The 20,709-nt window shown below is 61.8% G+C and carries 19 protein-coding genes; 7 read left to right on the forward strand and 12 right to left on the reverse strand.

Going from position 1 to position 20,709, the window contains the following annotated elements; genetic code table 11:
* Positions 1 to 2: 2 nt before the first annotated feature.
* The 9 genes from AC1RMX_RS13450 to tssB form a co-directional block, all read right to left on the reverse strand.
* Positions 3 to 572, reverse strand: a complete 570-nt coding sequence (locus AC1RMX_RS13450; protein WP_096820219.1) for a hypothetical protein — start codon at positions 570 to 572, stop codon at positions 3 to 5.
* Positions 573 to 669: 97 nt separating this feature from the next.
* Positions 670 to 1,332 (reverse strand): hypothetical protein, encoded by a 663-nt coding sequence (locus tag AC1RMX_RS13455; protein ID WP_493072246.1) that lies wholly within the window; start codon positions 1,330 to 1,332, stop codon positions 670 to 672.
* 77 nt (positions 1,333 to 1,409) lie between these two features.
* Positions 1,410 to 3,950 carry a type VI secretion system ATPase TssH gene (gene tssH, locus AC1RMX_RS13460; protein ID WP_096820217.1) on the reverse strand — a complete coding sequence of 847 codons (2,541 nt, stop codon included), beginning with the start codon at positions 3,948 to 3,950 and terminating at the stop codon, positions 1,410 to 1,412.
* A gap of 1 nt (position 3,951) precedes the next feature.
* The gene (tssG, locus tag AC1RMX_RS13465) at positions 3,952 to 4,977 is read right to left on the reverse strand and encodes a type VI secretion system baseplate subunit TssG (protein ID WP_102622086.1); all 1,026 of its coding nucleotides are present in this window, start codon (positions 4,975 to 4,977) and stop codon (positions 3,952 to 3,954) included.
* Complete coding sequence (tssF, locus tag AC1RMX_RS13470) at positions 4,941 to 6,734, reverse strand: type VI secretion system baseplate subunit TssF (protein WP_493072248.1); 1,794 nt, start codon at positions 6,732 to 6,734, stop codon at positions 4,941 to 4,943. The genes tssG and tssF overlap by 37 nt, the downstream gene beginning before the upstream one ends.
* Positions 6,718 to 7,161, reverse strand: coding sequence for a type VI secretion system baseplate subunit TssE (tssE, locus tag AC1RMX_RS13475; RefSeq protein WP_102622084.1), 444 nt, complete (start codon positions 7,159 to 7,161; stop codon positions 6,718 to 6,720). Before tssE ends, tssF begins: the two co-directional genes overlap by 17 nt.
* Positions 7,162 to 7,176: 15 nt before the next feature.
* Positions 7,177 to 7,674: an Hcp family type VI secretion system effector gene (locus tag AC1RMX_RS13480; RefSeq protein WP_102622083.1), complete on the reverse strand. Its 498-nt coding sequence runs from the start codon at positions 7,672 to 7,674 to the stop codon at positions 7,177 to 7,179.
* A 77-nt stretch (positions 7,675 to 7,751) separates the two neighbouring features.
* A complete protein-coding gene (gene tssC / locus AC1RMX_RS13485) occupies positions 7,752 to 9,236 on the reverse strand; it encodes a type VI secretion system contractile sheath large subunit (RefSeq protein WP_039767165.1) in 1,485 nt (494 codons plus the stop codon).
* A 29-nt stretch (positions 9,237 to 9,265) separates the two neighbouring features.
* Entirely contained in the window at positions 9,266 to 9,808 is a 543-nt protein-coding gene (gene tssB / locus AC1RMX_RS13490; protein ID WP_064117633.1) for a type VI secretion system contractile sheath small subunit, read from the reverse strand.
* A 228-nt stretch (positions 9,809 to 10,036) separates the two neighbouring features.
* Here tssB and AC1RMX_RS13495 point away from each other — a divergent pair, with 228 nt between their 5' ends.
* From AC1RMX_RS13495 to tssA, 5 genes are read left to right on the forward strand one after another with little or no spacing between them, the layout of a single operon-like run.
* The gene (locus AC1RMX_RS13495) at positions 10,037 to 10,483 is read left to right on the forward strand and encodes a type VI secretion protein (RefSeq protein WP_493065069.1); all 447 of its coding nucleotides are present in this window, start codon (positions 10,037 to 10,039) and stop codon (positions 10,481 to 10,483) included.
* 46 nt (positions 10,484 to 10,529) lie between these two features.
* The gene (gene tssK, locus AC1RMX_RS13500) at positions 10,530 to 11,861 is read left to right on the forward strand and encodes a type VI secretion system baseplate subunit TssK (protein WP_273535360.1); all 1,332 of its coding nucleotides are present in this window, start codon (positions 10,530 to 10,532) and stop codon (positions 11,859 to 11,861) included.
* An 18-nt stretch (positions 11,862 to 11,879) separates the two neighbouring features.
* A complete protein-coding gene (locus AC1RMX_RS13505) occupies positions 11,880 to 12,644 on the forward strand; it encodes a DotU/TssL family secretion system protein (RefSeq protein WP_096820211.1) in 765 nt (254 codons plus the stop codon).
* The gene (locus tag AC1RMX_RS13510) at positions 12,641 to 16,462 is read left to right on the forward strand and encodes a type VI secretion system protein (protein ID WP_493072250.1); all 3,822 of its coding nucleotides are present in this window, start codon (positions 12,641 to 12,643) and stop codon (positions 16,460 to 16,462) included. The genes AC1RMX_RS13505 and AC1RMX_RS13510 overlap by 4 nt, the downstream gene beginning before the upstream one ends.
* Positions 16,459 to 17,541, forward strand: a complete 1,083-nt coding sequence (gene tssA, locus AC1RMX_RS13515; RefSeq protein ID WP_493072252.1) for a type VI secretion system protein TssA — start codon at positions 16,459 to 16,461, stop codon at positions 17,539 to 17,541. The genes AC1RMX_RS13510 and tssA overlap by 4 nt, the downstream gene beginning before the upstream one ends.
* Here the strand turns inward: tssA and AC1RMX_RS13520 are convergent.
* From AC1RMX_RS13520 to AC1RMX_RS13530, 3 genes are all read right to left on the reverse strand, one after another.
* A complete protein-coding gene (locus AC1RMX_RS13520) occupies positions 17,538 to 18,506 on the reverse strand; it encodes a 2-hydroxyacid dehydrogenase (protein ID WP_493065067.1) in 969 nt (322 codons plus the stop codon). The two genes, tssA and AC1RMX_RS13520, sit on opposite strands and share 4 nt — an antisense overlap.
* A gap of 139 nt (positions 18,507 to 18,645) precedes the next feature.
* Positions 18,646 to 19,170: a cysteine hydrolase family protein gene (locus tag AC1RMX_RS13525; protein WP_096820207.1), complete on the reverse strand. Its 525-nt coding sequence runs from the start codon at positions 19,168 to 19,170 to the stop codon at positions 18,646 to 18,648.
* Positions 19,171 to 19,389: 219 nt separating this feature from the next.
* The gene (locus tag AC1RMX_RS13530; RefSeq protein WP_096820206.1) at positions 19,390 to 19,773 is read right to left on the reverse strand and encodes a tautomerase family protein; all 384 of its coding nucleotides are present in this window, start codon (positions 19,771 to 19,773) and stop codon (positions 19,390 to 19,392) included.
* Positions 19,774 to 20,045: 272 nt separating this feature from the next.
* Here AC1RMX_RS13530 and AC1RMX_RS13535 point away from each other — a divergent pair, with 272 nt between their 5' ends.
* Both AC1RMX_RS13535 and AC1RMX_RS13540 read left to right on the forward strand, forming a co-directional pair.
* Positions 20,046 to 20,240, forward strand: coding sequence for a hypothetical protein (locus AC1RMX_RS13535; protein ID WP_096820205.1), 195 nt, complete (start codon positions 20,046 to 20,048; stop codon positions 20,238 to 20,240).
* A gap of 47 nt (positions 20,241 to 20,287) precedes the next feature.
* Positions 20,288 to 20,458: a hypothetical protein gene (locus AC1RMX_RS13540; RefSeq protein ID WP_176504838.1), complete on the forward strand. Its 171-nt coding sequence runs from the start codon at positions 20,288 to 20,290 to the stop codon at positions 20,456 to 20,458.
* Positions 20,459 to 20,709: the final 251 nt, after the last annotated feature.

A 20,709-nucleotide genomic window follows, 5' to 3' on the forward strand; every position in this document is an offset into this window, starting at 1 on the left:
TGCTATTGATAGTTCAACTCATGAACGACAGTACTGGCATTGCCGTCCTGATAGTAGAAGTGCCACTTTGAGGTGAACGGCCAGTATCGGGCCACGTATTCACCCCAGATGACAGCATCTGTCCATGGGCCAAAATGTGTATAGGAAGTCGCGTTGTTCAGAGTAGCCGCGTTGTACTTGTCCGCCGGCAATAACCAGGAAATGTTAGTGCCGTATCTGGCCAGATCATCACGGGAGAAGACCGGTTTGTGATCGTCCTCAGTCGCCAGGTTGTAATGACGAACCCTGATAAAACCACCGTAATTCTGAATGCCTACGCAACAGCCCGTGAGATTTGCCGTAAGAAAAACAATCGGGTCGGTTCCGGTGGGGGCGGCAGGCAGGTCAATAAACAGTCCGCTGTCCTCACGCCACGCCAAGTAGTAGGCCCGATAAGGCCCGCCGGAATTGACCAGCATGTATTGCGGACCGGAAGACGGACGTTCCAGGTCGAAGTCAACGGTTCCTGAATGAGTTGTGTCTATGTTCATCATCAGGTGTGTTTTTGTTCTTTCGAGAATACTTTTCAACATGATGACTTTTCCTTATGTCTACCACGTGCTGCCTCATCGACTCCCGTTTGATTCTTTGGAGCTGTTCTCTTGCCGTCCGGTTTGCTTTTACCAGGCGTCAGTCCAGGAACGTTCCCAGTAAAGGCGCGTTCTTGTTAAGCCACGTGTAGTCAGATCCCCACATCAATACGGTACAGCGGTAAACCGACCAGCCGGCATCGGTTTTTACCGAGACAACCGTGTGTTCAAACCAGGTCTTCACAAACTTGTTAATGTCCTTCGCGCCTTCCTCGGCAGCCTGTTTGGCTTTGACGATAAATGCGCTGAGGTCGGTGGAGTCGCTTCCGGAAAAGTCTGCATCTGTGCGGCGAAACTTGGGGAGGGGCTCAACACCTTCAGGTAACGGATCGGGCATGTGTTTGCCGTCGGCATCATGAAAGAAGCGGTTGCCGGTTGCCGTTCCATGAACGGACAGCGCACAACCGTTCATTGAACACGTCACAACCAGCGTGCCTGTGTCCTGCCCTTTTGGGACCTCGATAGAACCCGCGTCAAAGTTTTTATAGGGGATATACCAATCGATGCCCGCCGCCGTGACGTTCAATTGCAATACACTTTTATTGCCCGTCGAGACGGGTGAAACACTGCAGTCCGGGGTGGCGGAGCCGCCTCGCACAATCAGGGCATGGCTGCCGAAAAAGGCTTCAGGGTTTGTGCGCAGCAATGACAGCAATGCTTCAGGCTGATCGGCCTTTTTTGAGTTTGATGAGGTATTGCCCATGGTTGAACGCCTTTTGAATAAATAAGCAGCGAATGACGAATAGCTCGGCCCGTTTGATTCCTTGCAAATGAAGGGTGCTATTCCAGCACCCATTCCGCTAACTTCCCGGTCACCTGCGTCATCAACACGTTCTCGACATCACGCGCCCCGGCCGCGCTGCATTTGGCGAGTACTGCTTTGACGATTCCTGCATCAAACTCGAACTGTTTGCCGGTCGCGGCCTTGTAACGACCACGCAATTTCTCCAGCTTCGCCAACACAATTCCTTCCAGCGTCGCCTCATCCAGCGGCCGGTACGCAACCACCGTCATGCGTGCCAGAAACGCCGGGCGGAAGGCTTGCAAAAGGACTTTGTGCAGCGCCTCGTTGAAGGCTTCAGAGCCGATCTGTGACACGGGCGTATCGAGTAACAGTTCAGCGCCGACATTGCTGGTGGCGAGCATCACGGTGTTCTTGAAGTCCACCACCAGCCCGGTGCCGTCTTCCATCAAGCCTTTGTCGAAGACGTTGTAGAACGCCTCCAGCACATCCGGATGTGCCTTCTCGATTTCATCCAGCAACACCACCGAATAGGGTTTGCGCCGCACGGCTTCGGTCAGTACGCCGCCGCTGCCATAACCGACGTAACCCGGAGGTGCGCCCTTGAGTTGGCTGACGGTGTGGGCTTCCTGATATTCCGAGAGGTTGATGCTGATCAGATTGCGTTCGCCGCCGTACAAGGCATCGGCCAGCGCATACGCGGTTTCGGTTTTGCCAACGCCCGTGGGCCCGACCAGCAAGAACACACCGACCGGTTTTTGCGGATCGGTGAGCCCGGCGCGGTAGGCCTGCAAGCGCTGGGCGATGGTCGCGAGTGCCGTTTTCTGGCCCATCACACGCAAGCCCATGCGCTGTCCGAGGGTGCGCACGGCATGGGCTTCGTCGGCAAGCATTTTGCCGACGGGGATGCCGGTCCAGCCTGCGATCACGGCAGCGACGGTTTTGCTGTCGACCTGTTCGGGCACCAGCGGATCGTCCTGGCGAATCGCATCGAGCCCGGCTTCCAGGCGCAGCAGTTCAGCGGCCAGATGATCAATGCGGCTGTCAGTGGCTTCGTCGGGCTTGTCGCTGTCGGCGCGCTCGCTGAGGTCGAGCAGTTCGCGGCGGGTGTCGAGCAGTTCGCGAACGGCGACGCGCTCTTCGCTCCAGCGGGTTTCCAGTTCGCGGATCGCCTGGACGTTGGTCTTCGATTCACTTTCCAGCAAGGTGATGCGTTCGCGGTGATCGAGCCCTGTGGCTTGTTCGCGGCGCAGACGTTCGACTTCTTCTTTCAGGCTTTGCTGGCGATGGCGCAGGCTCTCCAGCGGTGGCGGCACGTCGTGCTGGCCGAGGGCGACCCGGGCGCACGCGGTGTCGAGGACGCTGATGGCTTTGTCCGGCAACTGACGGCCGGAGATGTAGCGGTGCGAGAGTTTCACCGCTTCATGGATCGCCGCATCCAGCACTTGTACGCCGTGGTGTTGTTCGAGTTTGGCGGCCACGCCACGGAGCATTTCCACGGCGGTGATTTCATCCGGTTCCTCGACCTGCACAAGCTGGAAGCGGCGGGCGAGGGCCGGGTCTTTCTCGAAGTATTTCTTGTACTCCATCCAGGTCGTGGCGGCCAACGTGCGTAACTCACCACGGGCCAGCGCAGGTTTGAGCAAGTTGGCCGCATCGCTGCCACCCTCGGCTCCGCCAGCGCCGATCAAGGTGTGCGCTTCGTCGATGAACAGGATGATCGGTTTGTCGGCGCTGCGAACGGCGTCGATCACGCCTTTGAGCCGTTGTTCGAATTCACCTTTGACCCCGGCCCCGGCCTGCAGCAGGCCGAGGTCGAGCACCCGCAGGCTGACTTCCTGCAAGGAGGGCGGCACGTCCCCGGCGGCGATACGCAGCGCCAGGCCTTCGACCACGGCGGTTTTGCCCACGCCGGGTGCGCCGACCAGAATCGGGTTGTTTTGCCGGCGCCTCAAGAGAATGTCGATGCACTGACGAATCTCGCCGTCGCGACCAACGATGGGGTCGATGCGCCCGGCGTGAGCGTCGGCGGTGAGGTCCTGGGTGTACTGATCGAGCACCGAGTCCTGCCGTGGCGCAGGGTTTCCAGAGGCGACAGAGCGCGGGCCTGCGTGCTCGCGGGAGTTCTCCGTCCACTCCAGCAGGTTCGCGCGCAGGGCTTCTTTTGGAATGCGCAGCAGTGACGATGCACTGTTGAGCAACAAACTGCGGCGCTCATCGCGATCGATCAATGCCAGCAACAGCAGCCCGGAACGAATGCTGTCGATCCCCAGCACGCTGGCTTGCACCACCGCATCTTCCAGCAATCCCAGCGTGTGCGAAGACAGTGCCGGCGTGCGGGTACTGCCAGCCTTGAACAGGTCCAGCGCCTTGTTGATTTCAGCCGTCAATGCATCCCGTTCCAATCCAAAACGCGGCAGCAGAAAGGCAAAGTCGCCGCCCTCGATATCGAGCAACTCCAGCAACAAATGCTCGATCTCGACAAAGTGATGCCCGCGTTGCAGGCATCGTTGCGCGGCGCGTTCGAGGGCGCGGCGGTTGTCCGGGTTGAGGCGTCCGATCAGGCTGGCCAGTTCCATTTCAGGTGATCTCCAGCTGACGAAGACGGGTTTCGATCCGTTGTACTGCAAGGCTGGCCTGACGCTGCAAACCGCCGTTCCAGCTCAACAACGCCGGGGTCTGACGACCGAGTTTCATCGGCCCGGCACCTCGCACCAGCATCACCAGTTTCACGTCCAGATCCGGGCCGAAATACAGCGCTGCCAGGCTGGCCAGTGCCGGGTGCGCCTCGCCGTCCGGCAAAAAGCGCCCGGCCTGCGCCGAGGACAATGGGCCGAGCGTCAGGCGAATCCCGGCGTGTTCATCCCAGACCCGAGTGCCGGCGACCGCAGTGCGACCAAGTTGCAGATTGCGCCCGCCAGCCTTCATGACGCTGCGGCTGGCGGCCGGAATCTCACGCCACGCGCCTTCATAGGCGCTCAGCTCCACCGGCACGGCAAATTGCTCGCGGACAATAGCTGCGAACCCCGCCAACGACCGGCGGCCATCGGCGTACAACGCCGTGCAGGCCAGCACGGCGCAGTCGGGAATCGCCTGGCGCTCCTGCAACGACTTGGGCAGCAACCCGGTCAGCGCCCGCAATTGCGCCTGCACCGGCGAAGCGCCGGGCGTGGTAAAGCCGAGGGCGATCCGGTGTTTGCGCATCACCTTGTAGAGCAGGCTGAGCAACCGATGCTGGAACAGGTCGAGGAACTCGGCGGGCGCGTGATCCTTGGCCCGGGCCCGTTGTTGCAGCCATTCCTGATAGGCGTAAGGCAACGGGCCGTCGGGGCCGCCGAGGCCGAACATCGGTGTGTTCAGGGTCAGCGGTTCGCCCGGTTTTTCCTCAAGGCTTTCGATCTGGCTAGCGGCGAACACGGGCGTCAACGGCCCGCGCAATTTCAACGCTTCGGCCTGCGGCGACGTACCGGAACCCAGGGAGTCGGCCTGCGGCTGTTCGCGCTCCAGCAACAGCAACGCCTGCAACCATTCGAAGGCCTGCGGATCGCGGCGCAGTCGCTGACCGAGTGTCAGAGCGACAGGGGCATGCCGGCTTGGGGTTGCCATGCCTTGACCTCCTTGTCAGCCTGCATGAGCACCGTGCGCACAAAGCGATTGGCCGTGGCGTACACCGAAAAGAATTGCGCGAGCACCGCCGAGAACAGCACCGCGCTGCTGCCGACGAAATGCTGCGGATCAAGCTGCAACTGCACTTCAAGTCCGTTGCGCCAGCCGCGCCAGGCATCGGCACCGACGTGGCCGATCACCCGTTCGCAAGCGAGGCTCAGCAAGCCTTCGATCTGGCGCAGGGCGCTGGCTTCATCGCGCAGGTTATGCAGATGAAGAATTTCCTTCAGTGCGTCCAGCGCCTGTGGCCCTTCGACCAGCGACAGGTGATTGAGGGTCAGTTGCGACACCAGCCGCCAGCGTGAATCGCCGTCCAGTCGCGGCAGACTCTGCGGGCTCGGCGGATTGCGCAGGCGTGCCCACGCTACCGGGCCCGGCCGTTCGAATCCCAGCGGCGTACCGGCCGGCAGACTCTGTGCCAGATGCCGGTTGGTGCACAGCAGTTCGGCCGTGAGGCTGTAGTCGGGCAGATCGGTTTGCGGTTCAAAACGGGTGTCGACGACGCTGACCAACAGATCGCTGCCGAGCCGGTTTGGCGACTGGCCACTGACTCGCCGCGCATGCCAGTAACGCTGTTGATCGCCGCCGCTGTGCTGGCTGCCGTAATAGGCGGGCAGGCGTTGCACGCCGGCACTGGAACTGGCGCGCATGCCTCGGATGCTGTGGATCTCGACGCTGTTTTCCCGGTGGCTGTCGGCGACCAGTCGGTACTCGCTGCGGGTGCCATCGGGGCGCAACGGCTCGGAGGTGCGTGGGAACAGATTGATCACCGGCGCACAGCCCAGTGCGATGTCGCTGGCCTGCAAGTGCAGTCGGCCGGCCGGCGCACGGTCGAAAACGATATAGAGGTAGAGCGTCTGGCTGTTGCTGGAAACGCCGGAGAGCGGCAGGTCGAAGAAGTGGAATTTTTCCGGGAAGGCAAAGTATTCCGCCAGCAGACGCATGCCCGGGTGCACGCCGTCCTCGTCCGGCAGCAGCACTTCGTCGTCGGCAAACCCGACGATCTGCGGCAGTCCCGTCACCTTCGCCGGAATACTCCCCGGCGAGCCTGCAAGTACCTGCACCGCGTGGGCACCGAGCAAGTCATAGAGCCCGGCGTTGATCACGGGTGAGGCGGCCAAGTGAATGCGTAAACTGTCGATCTCCAGCTCGGACCATTGGCTTTCGCCCAGGCAACGCAGGCTCAGGCGCAAGGCCGAACGGGACTGCGCCACGCCGGTCAGCGCCTGGGCTTCGTCGCTGCCAAGCAGCAGCGCTTCAGTCACTTCGATCGGCCACAGCCGCACGGCGGCACTGGTGCGAAAGTGAATGCTTTCGCCCTTGCTGGTGGTGACGAACAGCGGCGTGTCCCGGGGCAGGGGATAGCCGCCGTCGAGTTTGCCTTTGCTCGGGTCCGGCTCGAACTGCACGATGGCGCAGGACGGCAGCGGGCGCACGGCCAAGGGATAGAGCTGCTCCAGCAACGCATCGCTGAACTCGGCGTAGTCGTCATCCAGACGCCGTTGCAGGCGCGCCGCGAGCAGGGCGAAGCCTTCGAGCAATCGCTCGACGTGCGGATCCGGGCATTCACCGGGCGACAGTTCCAGCCGCCGCGCGACTTTCGGATAGCGTTCGGCAAACTGGCTGCCGGCGTGGCGCAACCAGGTCAGTTCGCGTTGGTAATAGTCGAGCAGTTGCGGGTCAATCGAGTCGCTCATGGCGCACCTCCAGCCCTTCGTTGCCGGGCTCGATGACAAAGGCCACCGGCCAGTGCTGCGAGCCGCTGCGCAACTCGCCGAGCAGACGGATGCTCAATCGCTGTGGCTGATCGGGGAGGGGATTGACCTGAACCTCGCCCAGCAGCAGGCGCGGTTCGAAATGGGTGATGGCCTCGCGAATGTCCCGCGCCAGGCGACGGCGGTCATCGCTGCGCTGCTGTTGCAGGGCACTCCAGTCGGCGATGCCGTAGTCGATCACGCTGGGGGGCACCGTCAATGTGCGCGGGCCGCGGCGGGTGTTGAACAGGCGCCCGAGCTCGGTGTGCACCGAGTCGAGCAAATCCTGCCGATCGAACTCCGGCGGCTCGTCGGCCTCGCTCCAGGCGAGGCGTTCGAACAGCGGTGCGCGGATGCCGGTGCCAGCCATGGCGAGGGCGTCCGGTTACTTGCTGGCCTTGTTGGCCGCCAGGTCCCAGACCGTGCCGGCGGTGCCTTCCTTGGTGCCGTCGTCTTTTTGCGCCGTGAGTTCCCATTTGATCTTGGTGAAGTTCAGGGAAATGGTTTCCACCGGTTTGCCACCGGTACCGCCGCTGACGCTGACGTTGGACAGCACTACGTTGGTCAGGGTGTAGATGATGAACGGCATCAGTTGCCCGCTGCCCTCGGCGGCGTTGCGGCCGATGGTGATCTTGGCTTCCGGGATCGGTTTGCCGGCGCAGCAATATTCGTTGAGGGAGGGCGTCGAGCTGTCGACGAATTTGGTCAGGGTGAACTCGCCGATGTGTGGGCGGCCGGAGGTGCGCTCCGAGTTGCTGACGTCGTTGGTTACCTGCATCGCCACGTTGTGGCTGTAGGACATGACTTCGATCTTGTCCTTGTAGCCCTCGAGCAGGCTGTCGCCTTTGATGTCGCCGCCGAGGTCGAGAATGATTGCATCCATCGCTTGAAACTCCTGAAAGGTGTCGCGCTAGACAAACAGGGGAGCGCCCGCAGGAACATCCTGCGGGCGTATGCGGGTCAGGCGGCTACCGGAGGCGGCAGCGTGGCGACCAGGCGGATCGATGCCGTCAGTTCTTCCAGCTGGAAGTGCGGCCGCAGGAACACGGTCGCGCGATAGGCACCGGGTTTGCCGGCGACTTCGGTGACGTCCACCCGCGCTTCACGCAACGGGTATTGCGCCTTGATTTCCTGCGGCGCGTTGTCGTTGATCAGCACGTAGTCGGCGATCCAGTTGTTGAGGTAGGTCTGCACGTTGTCGCGGGTCATGAAACTGCCGACCTTGTCGCGCATGATCACCTTCAGGTAATGGGCGAAACGCGAGGCCGCGAGCACGTACGGCAACATCGCCGAGATTCGCGCGTTGGCGTTGGCCTCGTTGGTGTTGTAGACCTTGGACTTGTTGGTGGTCTGGCCGCCGAAGAACACCGCGATGTCGCTGTTCTTCTTGTGGCACAGGGCGATGAAACCGAGGTCGTTGAGCTCTTTCTCGCGGCGGTCGGTGATCGCCACTTCGGTCGGGCATTTGAGCGACAGGTCGCCGGAGCTGGTGCGGAAGGTGTGCGCCGGCAGGCCTTCGACCGCGCCGCCACCTTCAGCACCACGGATCGCCGCGCACCAGCCGTACTTGGCAAAGGCTTCGGTGATGCGTTGCGACAGCGCCCACGCGGCGTTGCCCCACAGGTATTTGCTGTGGTCGGTGCCGTTGGTGTCTTCGACGTAGTTGATGCCTTCCACCGGCGAAGTGTCCGGGCCGTAAGGCAGGCGCAGCAGGAAGTGCGGCAGCACCAACGAGACGTAGCGCGAGTCTTCGCTCTCACGGAACGAGCGCCACTTGATCAGCTCCTGGCTCTCGAACACTTTCGACAGATCACGCGGCACAGCCAGTTCGGTGAAGCTGTTCATGTCGAACAGACGCGGGCTGGCGGCAGCGATGAACGGGGCGTGGGCGGCGGCAGCGACGTTCGACAGTTTCTCCAACAGGCCGATGTCCTGCGGGTGGCGGCCGAAGGTGTAGTCACCGACCAAAAGGCTGAACGGGTGGCCACCGAAGGTGCCGTATTCCTCTTCGTAGATCTTCTTGAACAGGGCGCTCTGATCGAATTCGACGGCTTTTTCCAGGTCGTTCTGCAGCTCTTTCTGCGTCACGTTGAGCAGACGCAGTTTCAACCGGGTGCTGGTTTCGGTGTTCTGCACCAGCATGTGCAGGCCGCGCCAGGACGCTTCGAGTTTTTGCAGGTCCGGGTGATGCAGCACTTCGTTGAGCTGGGCGCTGATCAGTTCGTCGATCTGGCTGATGCGGTCGTTGATCATCGCCACCGTGTCCTTGTCGATGGCCATGCCTTCGTCGAGTACCTGGGTGGCGAATTCCGCGAGCATGTCGCGGGCGTAGTCCTGCTGGCTGTCGTCATGGGCCATGCGGCCCTCGGCGATGATCCGGTCAAGCAGGGATAAAGTCTCGGCAGCAGCATTTTCGCTGGCTTGATTCTGGGCGGCGGCGGGCATGGCGAATTCTTCCTCGGTCAGGTGGACGATCAGGCTTGCGGTTCGGCCGGAGCCTCGGCATCAGCTGCCGGGGTAGCGGTGTCCGGACGGGCCGATTTGATCTCTTGCAAGCCTTCGGTGTTGGCGATGACATCGCGCAACAGCTTGTCCAGATCATCGTTGCCGTCGAGTTTGGTCAGCAGATCGCGCAGGCGCTGACGGGCTTCGAACAGGCGGCGCAGCGGGGTGACTTGCTCCACCACCTTGACCGGGTCGAAATCGTCGATGTGTTTGAAGTTGAGTTCGATGTTCAGCTTGCTGTCGTCGCCGCTGAGGGTGTTGTTGACTTGCAGCGTCGCACGGGGGCCGATGGAGGCGAGCACTTCGTTGAAGTTGTCGCGGTCGATTTCGGTGAAACGTCGCTCAGTCAGTTTTGCCAATGGTTCGAGCGGTTTTCCCGAGAGGTCGGCCAGGATCCCGACGACCAGCGGCAATTCCTTTTTCTCGATGGCGTTGCCGATTTCGACGTCATAGGTGATTTGCACTCGAGGCGGGCGAACCCGGTCGAGCTTGTGCTGGGTACTTTCTGCCATGTCGGCGGACTCCGATGCGATGAGCGGGCGCAATGCATCGGGGAGGCCCGTTCATCGCTTTCCCTTGCTGGACCACAGGTTAGAAAGGGAGGCAGATGACCTGTCGTTCCTTTGACAAACCTTCCACATTCGGCTGTAGGAACCGAACTACCCAAGACGCTAGAACAGGTCTATAAAAATGCAAGCGAAAAACATTTTTGGACTGTCTCGCGAAAAGGAAAATTCATTTTGTCTGGACGACTTTTTCTAACACTCGGGTTTGCGCTGCTTGCGGGCTGTTCGTTCTTCGGGCCGAAAGTCGACCTCGACAGCCTGACCCTCGACGTCGCGCCCAAGGCCAATGACGACACACCGATCGCCGTGGATTTCATCGCGGTCAACGACCCGGATCTGCTCAAACAACTGTCGGGCATCAGCGCCCAGCAGTGGTTCGCCGGGCGCGAGCAGTACCAGCGCGACTATCGTCAGCTGATGAGCGTGTGGGGACTGGAGCTGGTGCCGGGGCAATTCATCGACCGCCAACCCTTCCCGTTGGGGGGCAAGCGGGCGGCTGGACTTTTAGTCTTCGCCAGCTATAACACACCCGGAGCGCACCGCTTGCGGCTGGACGATCAGAGCGATGCCTGGCTCAAGTTCGACAGCCGCGAGATGAGCCTGGTCAGCAAGGAAAACTGAAAAAAACCGTCCGCCGCCGGTTTGCGGTGCAGTCGAAGGGAGTCGTATGAGTCTGCTACCTGACGCGGTCTGCTGGCATGAAGGCATGCAATTGCTGCCACAGCATTTTCAGTTGCAGGGCCTGCGGGCCGAAGCGCTCGGCGCGCATCTGGCCCAGGCGTGCAACCCGTGGTTCTTTGGTGTCGGCCACATGGAGTTCGACCCTTCGGCGATGAGTGCCGGGGTGGTGCGGGTGCTGTCGTTGCAAGGGACGATGCCGGACGGGTTGCCGGTCAATCTGCAGGCAGGTGTCGGGCCGTTGCTGGAGCTGGATGTCGGCCCGTCGATCAACGAAACCGACGATGCGACCGTCACCGTTTACCTGGCGATCAGTCCACTGTGGCGCGCCGGTCAACTGTTGCCGCTCAAGGGGCGATTGCAGTCGGTGGTCGGCGAGGCGCTGCCGGATCTCACCAGCGGCGAATTCCCCGAATCGATCACGGTGTGGCGACCCAACCCGCGTCTGTGCACGCAACTGAACAAGGCCGATTCGATCTGCCTGCCACTGCTGAAAATCCGCAAGGAGGGCGGCGGTTTCCTGCCGTTGCCCTATACACCGCCGACGCCGGTCCTGTTACCGGAGTCGCCGCTGGGTCGGCGCATTGCCGGGCTCTGCGCGCGAGCCCGGGAGAAATGCCTGTTCCTTGGCGGGCGTCTGCGTCAGGCACAACAGTCCGGCAATCAGGACGATGCGCTGGAGATCCGCCGCCAACTGACCGCGTTATGGACGCGGCTGCCGGAAGTCGAAGGCTCGCTGAACAGTCGCATTGCCCATCCGCAGGGTTTGTACGTGCAGTTGCTGGGGCTGGCCGGCGCGTGGTCGGCGCTGGATCCGCTGGCGGGCGTGCCGTCGTTCGCGCCGCTGGACTTTTTCGAGTTGCAGCGCGGATACGAGCCGCTGCTGGACTGGCTGGAAACCACGCTGGAATTGATCCGCGCCGGTTACCGCAGCATCGCTTTCGAACGCAGTGAACACAGCTTTTCCATTCAGTTGCCGGACGAGCAACCCAGTCAGCGGCTGGTCATCGGCCTGCGCATGCCCAACGGTGCCAGCGAGCAGGCGGCCGGCGAGTGGCTGCGCGGTGCGATCATCGCCTCGGCGCCACACATCGCCTTGCTCAGCCGCCAGCGCATGAGCGGCCTGATGCATCAGGCGATGAGCCGCAGTGAGCAAGTGGCCTACAGCGTCGGCGATGACACCCGACTGTTTGTGGTGACGGCCGAAGGCAACTGGTTTGACGCGCAGTTGCCGCTGATGATCGCCGCGCCGGCCACCCGGCTGACCAGCAGTCCGTGGCAAGTGGTGCTGTTTGTCGCCCAGAACAGTGAAAGTGCCTGATCACACAAGGAACGCCGTATGTCGCAAGGAAGTGCCGCAAGCCTTGGGTTGCAGGACGCACCGTTGAGCAGCGCGTTCCGTCAGACGTGGCAGCAATGGCAACTGGACTGGACTCAATTGCCCAAGGACATCGAGGACGATGCGGCGCTGGTCGAAACCGTGGTCGAGCTGTCCACCCAGGCTTCACAGCGACTGTGGCGCACGGCGTTTTCGCGGGTTGGCGACTCGGCGACCGAACAGGTCAAGGCGCTGGTGTACGCCTTCGTTGCGCTGGTCGATGAAACCCTGCTGTTCAGCCCATGGCCGGGCCAGGGCGCCTGGCAAGACAAACCGCTGGAGTCGCGCCTGTATTCCAGCCGTCAGGCGGGTGAGCAAGTGCCGGCGGCGATTCAAACCCTTCTCGATGAACAACAACCCACCACCCGTGACCTCGCCAACGTCTACCTGCAATGTCTGATCCTCGGTTTCCATGGGCGTCTGCGTGGCGAGCACAGTCAGGCGCAATTGGAAAAGTGGCGGCTGGCGCTGTTCACCTTTGCCTGGCAGGACGAGGCCAGTTACGACGATGTCAGCGAACGACTGGTCCAGCCGTCGCTGGTCGCACCCCTGCAACTGCCGGTGCGCACGGCGTTGCCGGACGGTTTTCGTCTGGCGTTGGGCATTCTGGCGATGGTGCTGTTGCTGACCGGGGTCGGCCAGTTCTTGTGGAGCGACATTCGTTCCGAACTGGAACCGGTGCTGCAAACCACCGACTCGATGGCGGCGCCGGAGCAAGACTCATGAGTACCTTGTCGATCGTCGCGTGGGTGGTCGCGGTGCTGTTGCTGCTGGTGATCGTCGGTGTGGCGGTGTGGTGGCTGCGCACTCGAAGCGGCGCGGCGATCCGCAGCTTCTATCTTGCGGTGCGGCACATGGAGCAAGAGCAGGGCACTCACGATCGCTATCAGTTGCCATGGTTGCTGATGCTCGGCGATGAAGTCCAAGGCACGCAACTGGTGACCGAGTGGCGCCTGCAACCCACCGACAAACCGGCCTGGTTCGGCCGTTGGTGGTCGGACCCGGAAGGTGCGGTGCTGGTGGTGCCCCAAGGCTTGTTTCTGCCGGAAGACGGCATGCATCTGCAACGTGGCGGCTGGTGGCGACTGCTCGGGCTGATCCTGCGCCTGCGCAGCAAGCGTCCGCTCGACGGGGTGATCTGGACCGTGCCGGTCAGTCGCCTCGGCAATCTGGAGCAGGCGACGCAGTTGGGGCTTGCGGCGCGCCGACGTTTCATCGATCTGCTGCAGCGCTTTGGCCTGAGTGTACCGGTGTACGTGATCGTCACCGGGCTTGAGGAACTGCCGGGGTTTCAGGACCTGATCAGTGCGCTGCCTGATGAGGCACGCGAACGCACCCTGGGCTGGTCATCGCCGTTTGCGCGGGATGCGGTGTGGCAGGGGCAGTGGAGTGATCAGGCGCTGGATCGCCTGCACCGCGCCGTCGCCGAAGCAGTGATTGAACTCGGCACCTTGTCCGGGCATTTGAGTGCTGACCTGTATGCCTTGCCGGAGCGTCTCGAAACGCTGCGACGGGGTCTGCAAAACGTGCTTGAGCCGGTGTTTCAGGGCAACGCGCAGGGCGAGGCACCGTGTTTTCGCGGTGTGTATTTCAGCGCCAATCAACCCTGCGAGGATGCGCTCGACGGGTTCAGCGCCGATGACAGCGGCTTGCAGCGCAGTGTGTTCATGCGTCAGTTGTGGCGCCAGCGCCTGGTCGGTGAGCGTGGTCTGGCGCAAGGGGTGCCACGGCTGTTGCGCCTGCGTCAGCGTTGGCAACGACTGACGGCCGGCGTGGCGCTGGTGGTCGGGGTCGTCTGGGCGCTGGCGATGTTCTGGGTGTGGAACCAGTCGGTCAAGGACGCCCATGAACTGGCGCGGCTGATGCAAGGCGCGCACAAGAGCTACGTCACGGTCACCGACGAGGCGCACCGCGTCGAGCCGACCCGGCGCAACGTGCAGAGCTTCTGGCGGGTACTGGAAAAAGCGCCGCACTGGCACTACGTGTCGCTGGCGTTTCCGTCTTCGTGGATTTCCTCTGTGGACGTGAAGATCGAACGGGCGGTGTTCCAGGCTGCCCAGCGTCATATGGTTCAGCCGCTGCATGCGTTGCTGGTGGCGGAGCTGGCGAAGATCAAGGCGATCCGCGTGGCGGATCGGCGCAACAGCGTCGAAAGCGAAGACCCGGCCCAGTGGCAGAACTACCAGAAAGCCACGGACCTGGTGGACCGGGCGCTGCGCCTGGAGCAACAGAACCAGTTGTTCGCTGAGGTGCAGAACAATCAGCGGGCACCGCTGGACGATCTGGTGCAACTGAGCAACAACGCGCTGTCGCTCAACCTCAACGCGGCGACGGTGCCCCACGCCGCTTATTACAACCGGCTGTTGGCGGCAGGGGACAATGGTGATTTGCAGGCGCTGGATCTGAGTGTCGAGCGGCCGCTGATCGTCAGCAACTTCAACGGGCTGATGGAGCGCTGGCTCGATCAGTATTTTCTGGCCGACAATTTTGTCAGCAAGGCCGGCTACCTCAAGCTGCACCTGGAACAGCTTGAGGCCGGGAGTGGCAACAGCCTCAGCGAGCTGGAAGACCTGCGCGCGCTGATCGATGACCTGCAAGCGGCGATCGCCCTGACCAATTCGACCTGGAGTCGCGGCAAGGGCCAGGAACTGGTGCCGGGCTACCGCGAGTTTCTCGACAAGGTGCGCAAGAGCACGTTGCTCGGGCCGGCGGTCGAGCAACAACTCGACGCCCAGGCGGGCAAGTTGCAGCAGAGTTTCCGTGATCAGTGGATCGCTCAGGTCGGTTCGCGCGGCAACTTGCTGGTGCAGCAGGGCAGCGGGCAACTGGCGTTGCAGGATCAGGTGGTGAAGCTCAATAACGCGGTGCAGGCGCTGTTCAAGCGCGACTTCGTGTCCATCGCCATGCGCGCCACCGAAGACAACGTCAACCTGCAAGGCCAGACCGTCGATGGCGACGATCTCAACACATCGCTCAACTATTTCGCCAGCTACAAGAGTTATGTCGCCGAAGAACTGCCGCGCATTCCCCCGGCTTATCGCGGTGCGCTGCTGCAAGCGGCTGAAGGCGCGGCGGCGCAGGCCATGTGGCTGAGCCTGAAAGATCACAACGACCAGACTCATCCCTATGCGGTGTTCAATGTGCAGGCCGAGCAGGCCATGGCTTTGCAGAAGGCGTTTGTTGAAGTCCATCGCAGCGATCTGGCGGCGCGTCTGCAAGGTGCGTTGAACCGTCGGGCCATGGCGCAGATCATCAACGGTCTGGATGAAATCACCGCACAACCGCTGTTCGGCGGACGGACTGAAATCAGCCAGTGGGACGGCTCGAAAAACCTCGGTCTGCAACTGTACGGCGCCAGCGATGTGCAGGACTTGAAGCTGAGCCTCAAGCAGCAATTCAACACCATGCTCGGCATCACCGAGCGGCGCACGTCGGCATTGCAATGGCTGATGACCCAGCAGGGCAATCTGTCGGCGCTGGATTACGAACGGGTGACCCAGTTCAGCGCGCTCAACGACGAACTGCTCAAGTACAAGGATTCGAACCCGGCCAGTTCGCCGGCACAGATCGAGCAATTGGTCAGCCGCGATTTCATCGAGATGGACACCGGCTCCTGCGTACAGGTGTTGCAAACCGCCAATCTGGCAGGCGGGCGCGGCACTCTGGCAATGCGTGCGGTGGAATTGCAACAGTCGGCCATGCAGCGTTGCCAGTACCTGCAACAGCAACAGGCAGCAGCGGCGTGGAATGAACTGGCCAACTATTTCAATCAGTACCTGGCCGATCGCTTCCCGTTTGCCAACGGTTTGCAGGCGCAGGATGCCGACCCGGCGCGGGTGCAGCATTTTCTGGAAATCATCGACAAACGCTTGCCGGTCGCCCAGGCCGGGTTGGTGCTGAGTCAGACCCCGGAACGACTGGCGGCGGAAGATTTTCTCAACCGTTTGAAGCAGGCGAGCCTGTGGCTGACCCCGCTGTTCGTACGCGACAAGAGCGGCATTCTCGGTGTCGAGATGGACGTTCGCTGGCGCACCGACCGCGACGATGAGCGCGGTGCCGATCAGGTGATCGCCGGAGGCTTGCTGGCGGGCAGTCAGCAGATCAGCTATCCCACTGCCGAGCAGACGAACCTGCGCTGGATGGTCGGCCAGCCGATCCGCCTGACCCTGCGCTGGGCGCGCAACGGTCGCGAGCGCCCGGTCAACGATCCGCTGCAACCGAACCTGGTGGTGCGGGACATGGAGGCGGGCTGGGAGTACGGCGGGCCATGGTCGTTGCTGCGGCTGATGCGCGCGCACTTCTCGGTGCAGCGTCAGCCGAGCATGGATTACACGGACTTTCCGCTGACCCTGCGCCTGCCGGTCACCGCGCTCAACGACAGTGTCACCACGGAGTTCACCCGGATGTTCGTGCGCCTGTCGTTGATGAGCCAGGGTTCGAAACTGCCGTTGTCGATTCCACCGTTGCCGACCCGTGCGCCGCGTTCGCCGTTTCAGGCGACCGGCACCACCGCCGCCATTGAATCCCGCGAGGAGGGCCTGTGAGCCTGCCATCTGCAACCTTGCCCGACCTGATCGATCAGTTGCTCGCCCCGATCAGCGCCGACGCGCCGTGTGGTGCGGATCTGCGTTACGAACGCGAGTTCGATCAATTGCGCGACCTGCGTCGCGAGGACGATGCGAGCCTGCCGACCGGGGTCTGGCAATCGACGCTGAAACAGGCGAACTGGCCGGAAGTGGAAAAACTCACCACGACGTTGCTGATCGAACGCAGCAAGGACCTGATGCTCAGCGCCTGGCTCGGCGAGGCCTGGCTGCACCTTCAAGGGCTGGACGGATTGCCCGGCAGCCTGGCGCTGATCGCCGGATTGTGTGAGCGCTATCCCGAACAGTTGCACCCGCAGGCCGAGGAGGGTGATCAGTCGTGGCGGGTGATTCCGCTGGAGTGGCTGGTGCGTCGGTACAGTGAGGTGCTGCTGACCCGGGTGCCGCTGTTCGGCTCGCACAACAGCGATTTCGAGGCATACAACCTGGAAACCTGGCGCCGTTTACAGGTGCAGCAGGTGCAGGTCAACGACAGCAAGAATGCCAAGGCCTCGGCGGAAACCGCACGCAATGAACAGAAGAAACTCAGCGATCAGGTGCGCGCCACGCCATTGGCATTCTGGCTGCGCCAACAGGGCAACCTGCTGCTGAGCCAGCAACACCTGCAGCGTCTGAACGCCTGGAGCGATATGTATCTGGGCGATCAGGGGCCGGGGTTGCAGCCCTTGCAGGAGATCATTCAAGCGCTGCTGAAACTGGTACAGGAGTTCATCGCCATGCACCCACAAAAACCGGCGCCGGTTGCCCCTGTCGAAGCCCCCGTGGTGGAGGCGCAGCCGGTCGATGAAGCGCCCGTGGCGGCGCAGGTCTTTCGTGAGCCGGCGAACCGCGAAGAAGCCTATCGGCAATTGCTGCTGATCGCCGAATACCTGGCCCGCACCGAACCTCACAGCCCCGTGCCATACCTGATCCGGCGCGGGGTGGAGTGGGGCAACAAGCCGTTGAGCGAACTGCTCGGCGAGTTGATCTCGGCCGACGCCGAATCGCGGCGGCTGTGGACGTTGCTCGGCGTGCTTTAGTGCACGCGCTGGTTGTTCTGCTTCGGCGGCAGTGTCAGCGGTGTCAGCACCGGCTCCCCGGCAAAGAACGCCACCAGGTTTTTCCCCACCAGCTCCACGGTGCCCTGGGTGGCTTCCGGTGACAGCCCGGCGACGTGCGGGGTGAGAATCACGTTGCTCAGGGTTTTCAGTGCGTCCGGCACCCGGGGTTCGTGGTCGAACACATCCAGTGCGGCGCCGGCGATTCGCCGTTGCTCAAGTGCCGTGATCAAGTCCGCCGTGGCGATCACGCTGGCGCGGGCGATGTTGACGATAAAGCCTTTGGGCCCCAGTGCGTCCAGCACGGGACGGGTCACCAGATGCTGGCTGCCGATGCCGCCGGGCGTCGCCACCACCAGAAAGTCCGAGGCTCGCGCCAGTTCGGTGGGGGTCGAACAGAAGGCGTAGGGCACATCGCTGCGCACCTGGCGGTTGTGGTAGCTGATCTCCATGTCGAAGCCCAGGTTCGCCCGTTTGGCGATGGCCATTCCCACCGCGCCGAGGCCGAGAATCCCCAGCCGCTTGCCCGCCAGGGACGGGCGCATGATCTTCGGCCATTCGCCACGGCGCACGGCCGCGTCACAGCGCGGAATGTCGCGCACCAGCGACAGCAGCAACGCCATGGCATGGTCAGCCACCGACGAGGCGTTGACGCCGGCGCCGTTGGTGACGGTCAGGCCCCGGTTGCTGGCGGCTTGCAGGTCCACCTGTTCGTAGCCGGCGCCGATCACGCAGATGATTTTCAGCGCGGGCAACGCGGCGATTTCTTCGGCGTACAACCCCAGCGGGCCACGGGTCAGCACCGCGTCGATGCGTGCGCCGTGGGTGGCAATGGCCTGGGCGCGTTCGGCGGGCGTCGGGGCGAGGATCAGGTGAAAGCCCTGTCGTTCAAGAATGGGCAGGTAGTCATTGATGGTTTCAACCAGTACCAGAACGGTGGCGGGCATTGCTCGGCTCCTGTGATCGTCGGCGTGTCGGTCGCGAAAGTCGTGTCAGAGTGCTGATTCCAGAGCGGTTTGGCAATGGCCGGCACTGCCCCGCACCAGCCAGTGTAGGAGCTGATACGGGGAGCGCGCGGGCGCTTCGTCAGAAGGCAACGTCGGCAGTGTTGATCAACCGCGCGAACGCCGCGCCGAGGGTTGCGTTGTGGTGCTCGATGATCGCTTGGGCCGGTAGTGCGGGTGTGTCCATGCAAGTGTGGGCATCGGCTACCAGCAATGGTTTGAAGCCCAGATCGGCAGCGGCGCGGCAGGTGCTGTCGATGCAGAACTGGGTTTTCATGCCGACGATGTACAGATCTTCGATTTTCGCGGCGTTGAGTTGTTGAGCCAGATCTGTGCCGTGGAAGGCATTGGGGCGGGATTTGTCGATGAAGGTGGCGTTTTCAGCGGCCAGCTCAAGTGCTGGCAATAACTGCCAGAACGCGCTGCCGGCGGCAATCGGCGAGCCAACCGGGCCGGTGTGGCGCACGGCAAGGATCGGCACTTGCTGTTGGCGTGCCTGGGCGATCAAGTGCTGGATGTTGGCGAGCATACGTTCGCCGTCGTGGGGCTTTTCCTGACCCTGGAACAGGCCGACCTGCATATCGATGATCAACAGTGCTGCGGGCATGGTGTTTCTCCTTCGGTACCAAACGTGCCGCACGGACGGGAGAAACAACAAGGCCCCGTCCATTGCTGGCGGGGCCTTGGGTTTGCTGCGCTGGATTTACCTCAGGCGCAAACACCACGACCCGCCGGTGGCGGTCGTGGTGGTGCGGGTGAGGTGCAACGCGCAAAGGTTCATGGGGCCGATCATGCTGGCGGCGTCAACGGGCTGTCAACAGATGCATCAACTGGCGTACTGGGCGATGCCGTTGCCGAATGACCAGTTTTCTTTCTTCACTTCCACCAGATTGATGAACACATCCTCCAGACGGATCGACAGGTGCGTGTTCAGGTTCTGGGCGATGGTCTGGTACAGCGCTTTTTTCTGCTCCAGCGTCCGGCCCTCATTGAGGGTGATCTGGATGATCACCAGTTGGTCGCTGCGCTGGATCCCCAGGTATTGCGTATCGAAGATGAAATGCTCGCCGTCGTGCTCGGCCAGGATCTGGAAGTTGTCGTGCTCCGGGACATTGATCGTGCTGCGCATCGCGGCGTAGATCTGCTCGCCGACGCGTTTGGCGAAGGTCGGGTCGGGACGTTTCTTGAGTTCGACACGGACGAGGGGCATGAAAAGGCTCCTTGGGGCAGGGGACTGGAAGCGGCTGTCAGTCGGTTCGCCATTGGGTATAGCCGAAAAATGCCAGTCGGTGAGGCTGTTTAAAGCCGTTCGACGATGTCAGTGCCGTCCTGCAAAAGTTACGGAAGCTGCCTACGGATGCTGGTGGATTTATCCGCTATCTGACGGGGTGAGAAATGCGAAATCATTCAGGCAAGACGGGATGCGCTCTTCAGGATGGGGCAGCAACCTGAACGGTGATTGCCATTAGCCAAGGAAGGCCAATGCTTCAGAACAACCGCGAAGAGCTGGAACTCGAAAGGTTACTGCATGAATCACGAAAACTCGTTGCTGAAAGGCAAAAGCTTTTGGCGGAGGTTAAAAAGCTGAACAGTGAAATATACCTGTATCCAATCGCAGTATTGGGTGGTGTGGTGACCGCAATCACTGCAGTAGCAAGTGTTTACTTCAAGTTTTGAGTATTCGCTACTCATAAAAAACAGACCCTTGACCCGAAGGAGCCAACATGAACACATTTGACCGCCAGGCCATCATTGAACAAGCAGATCGAGAGTACGATGAGTGGGTCGAAAAAATGCGAATCAAAGACAAAGAGGGCAGGTACCCGGTCTGGAGCATGCTGGGTTTCGGTCTCTTCTGCATGTCACTTGGCTTCATAGTGGGCCGATCGATTTGACCAGGTTTTTCTGATCACATTCGGCACCGGGACGCGTCATAAAACGACATCAAGCGTACCTGTTGCCGACAGCAATATTCCAAGAAACGACATCGCTCCAATCTGCTCCGCACAACCATTCCTCAGCTAAGTCTTTGCTTCCGCTCATTTATCGCGGAGAATCGCGCCCCTGTTTCGGCCGGAGCATGTCTGTCGGTTTTTTCCGACGCGTCCTGACCGAGTGGCAAGTGACCGGAATGCGGAGATCCGAC

Source organism: Pseudomonas sp. GW822-FHT03F04 (assembly GCF_058801405.1).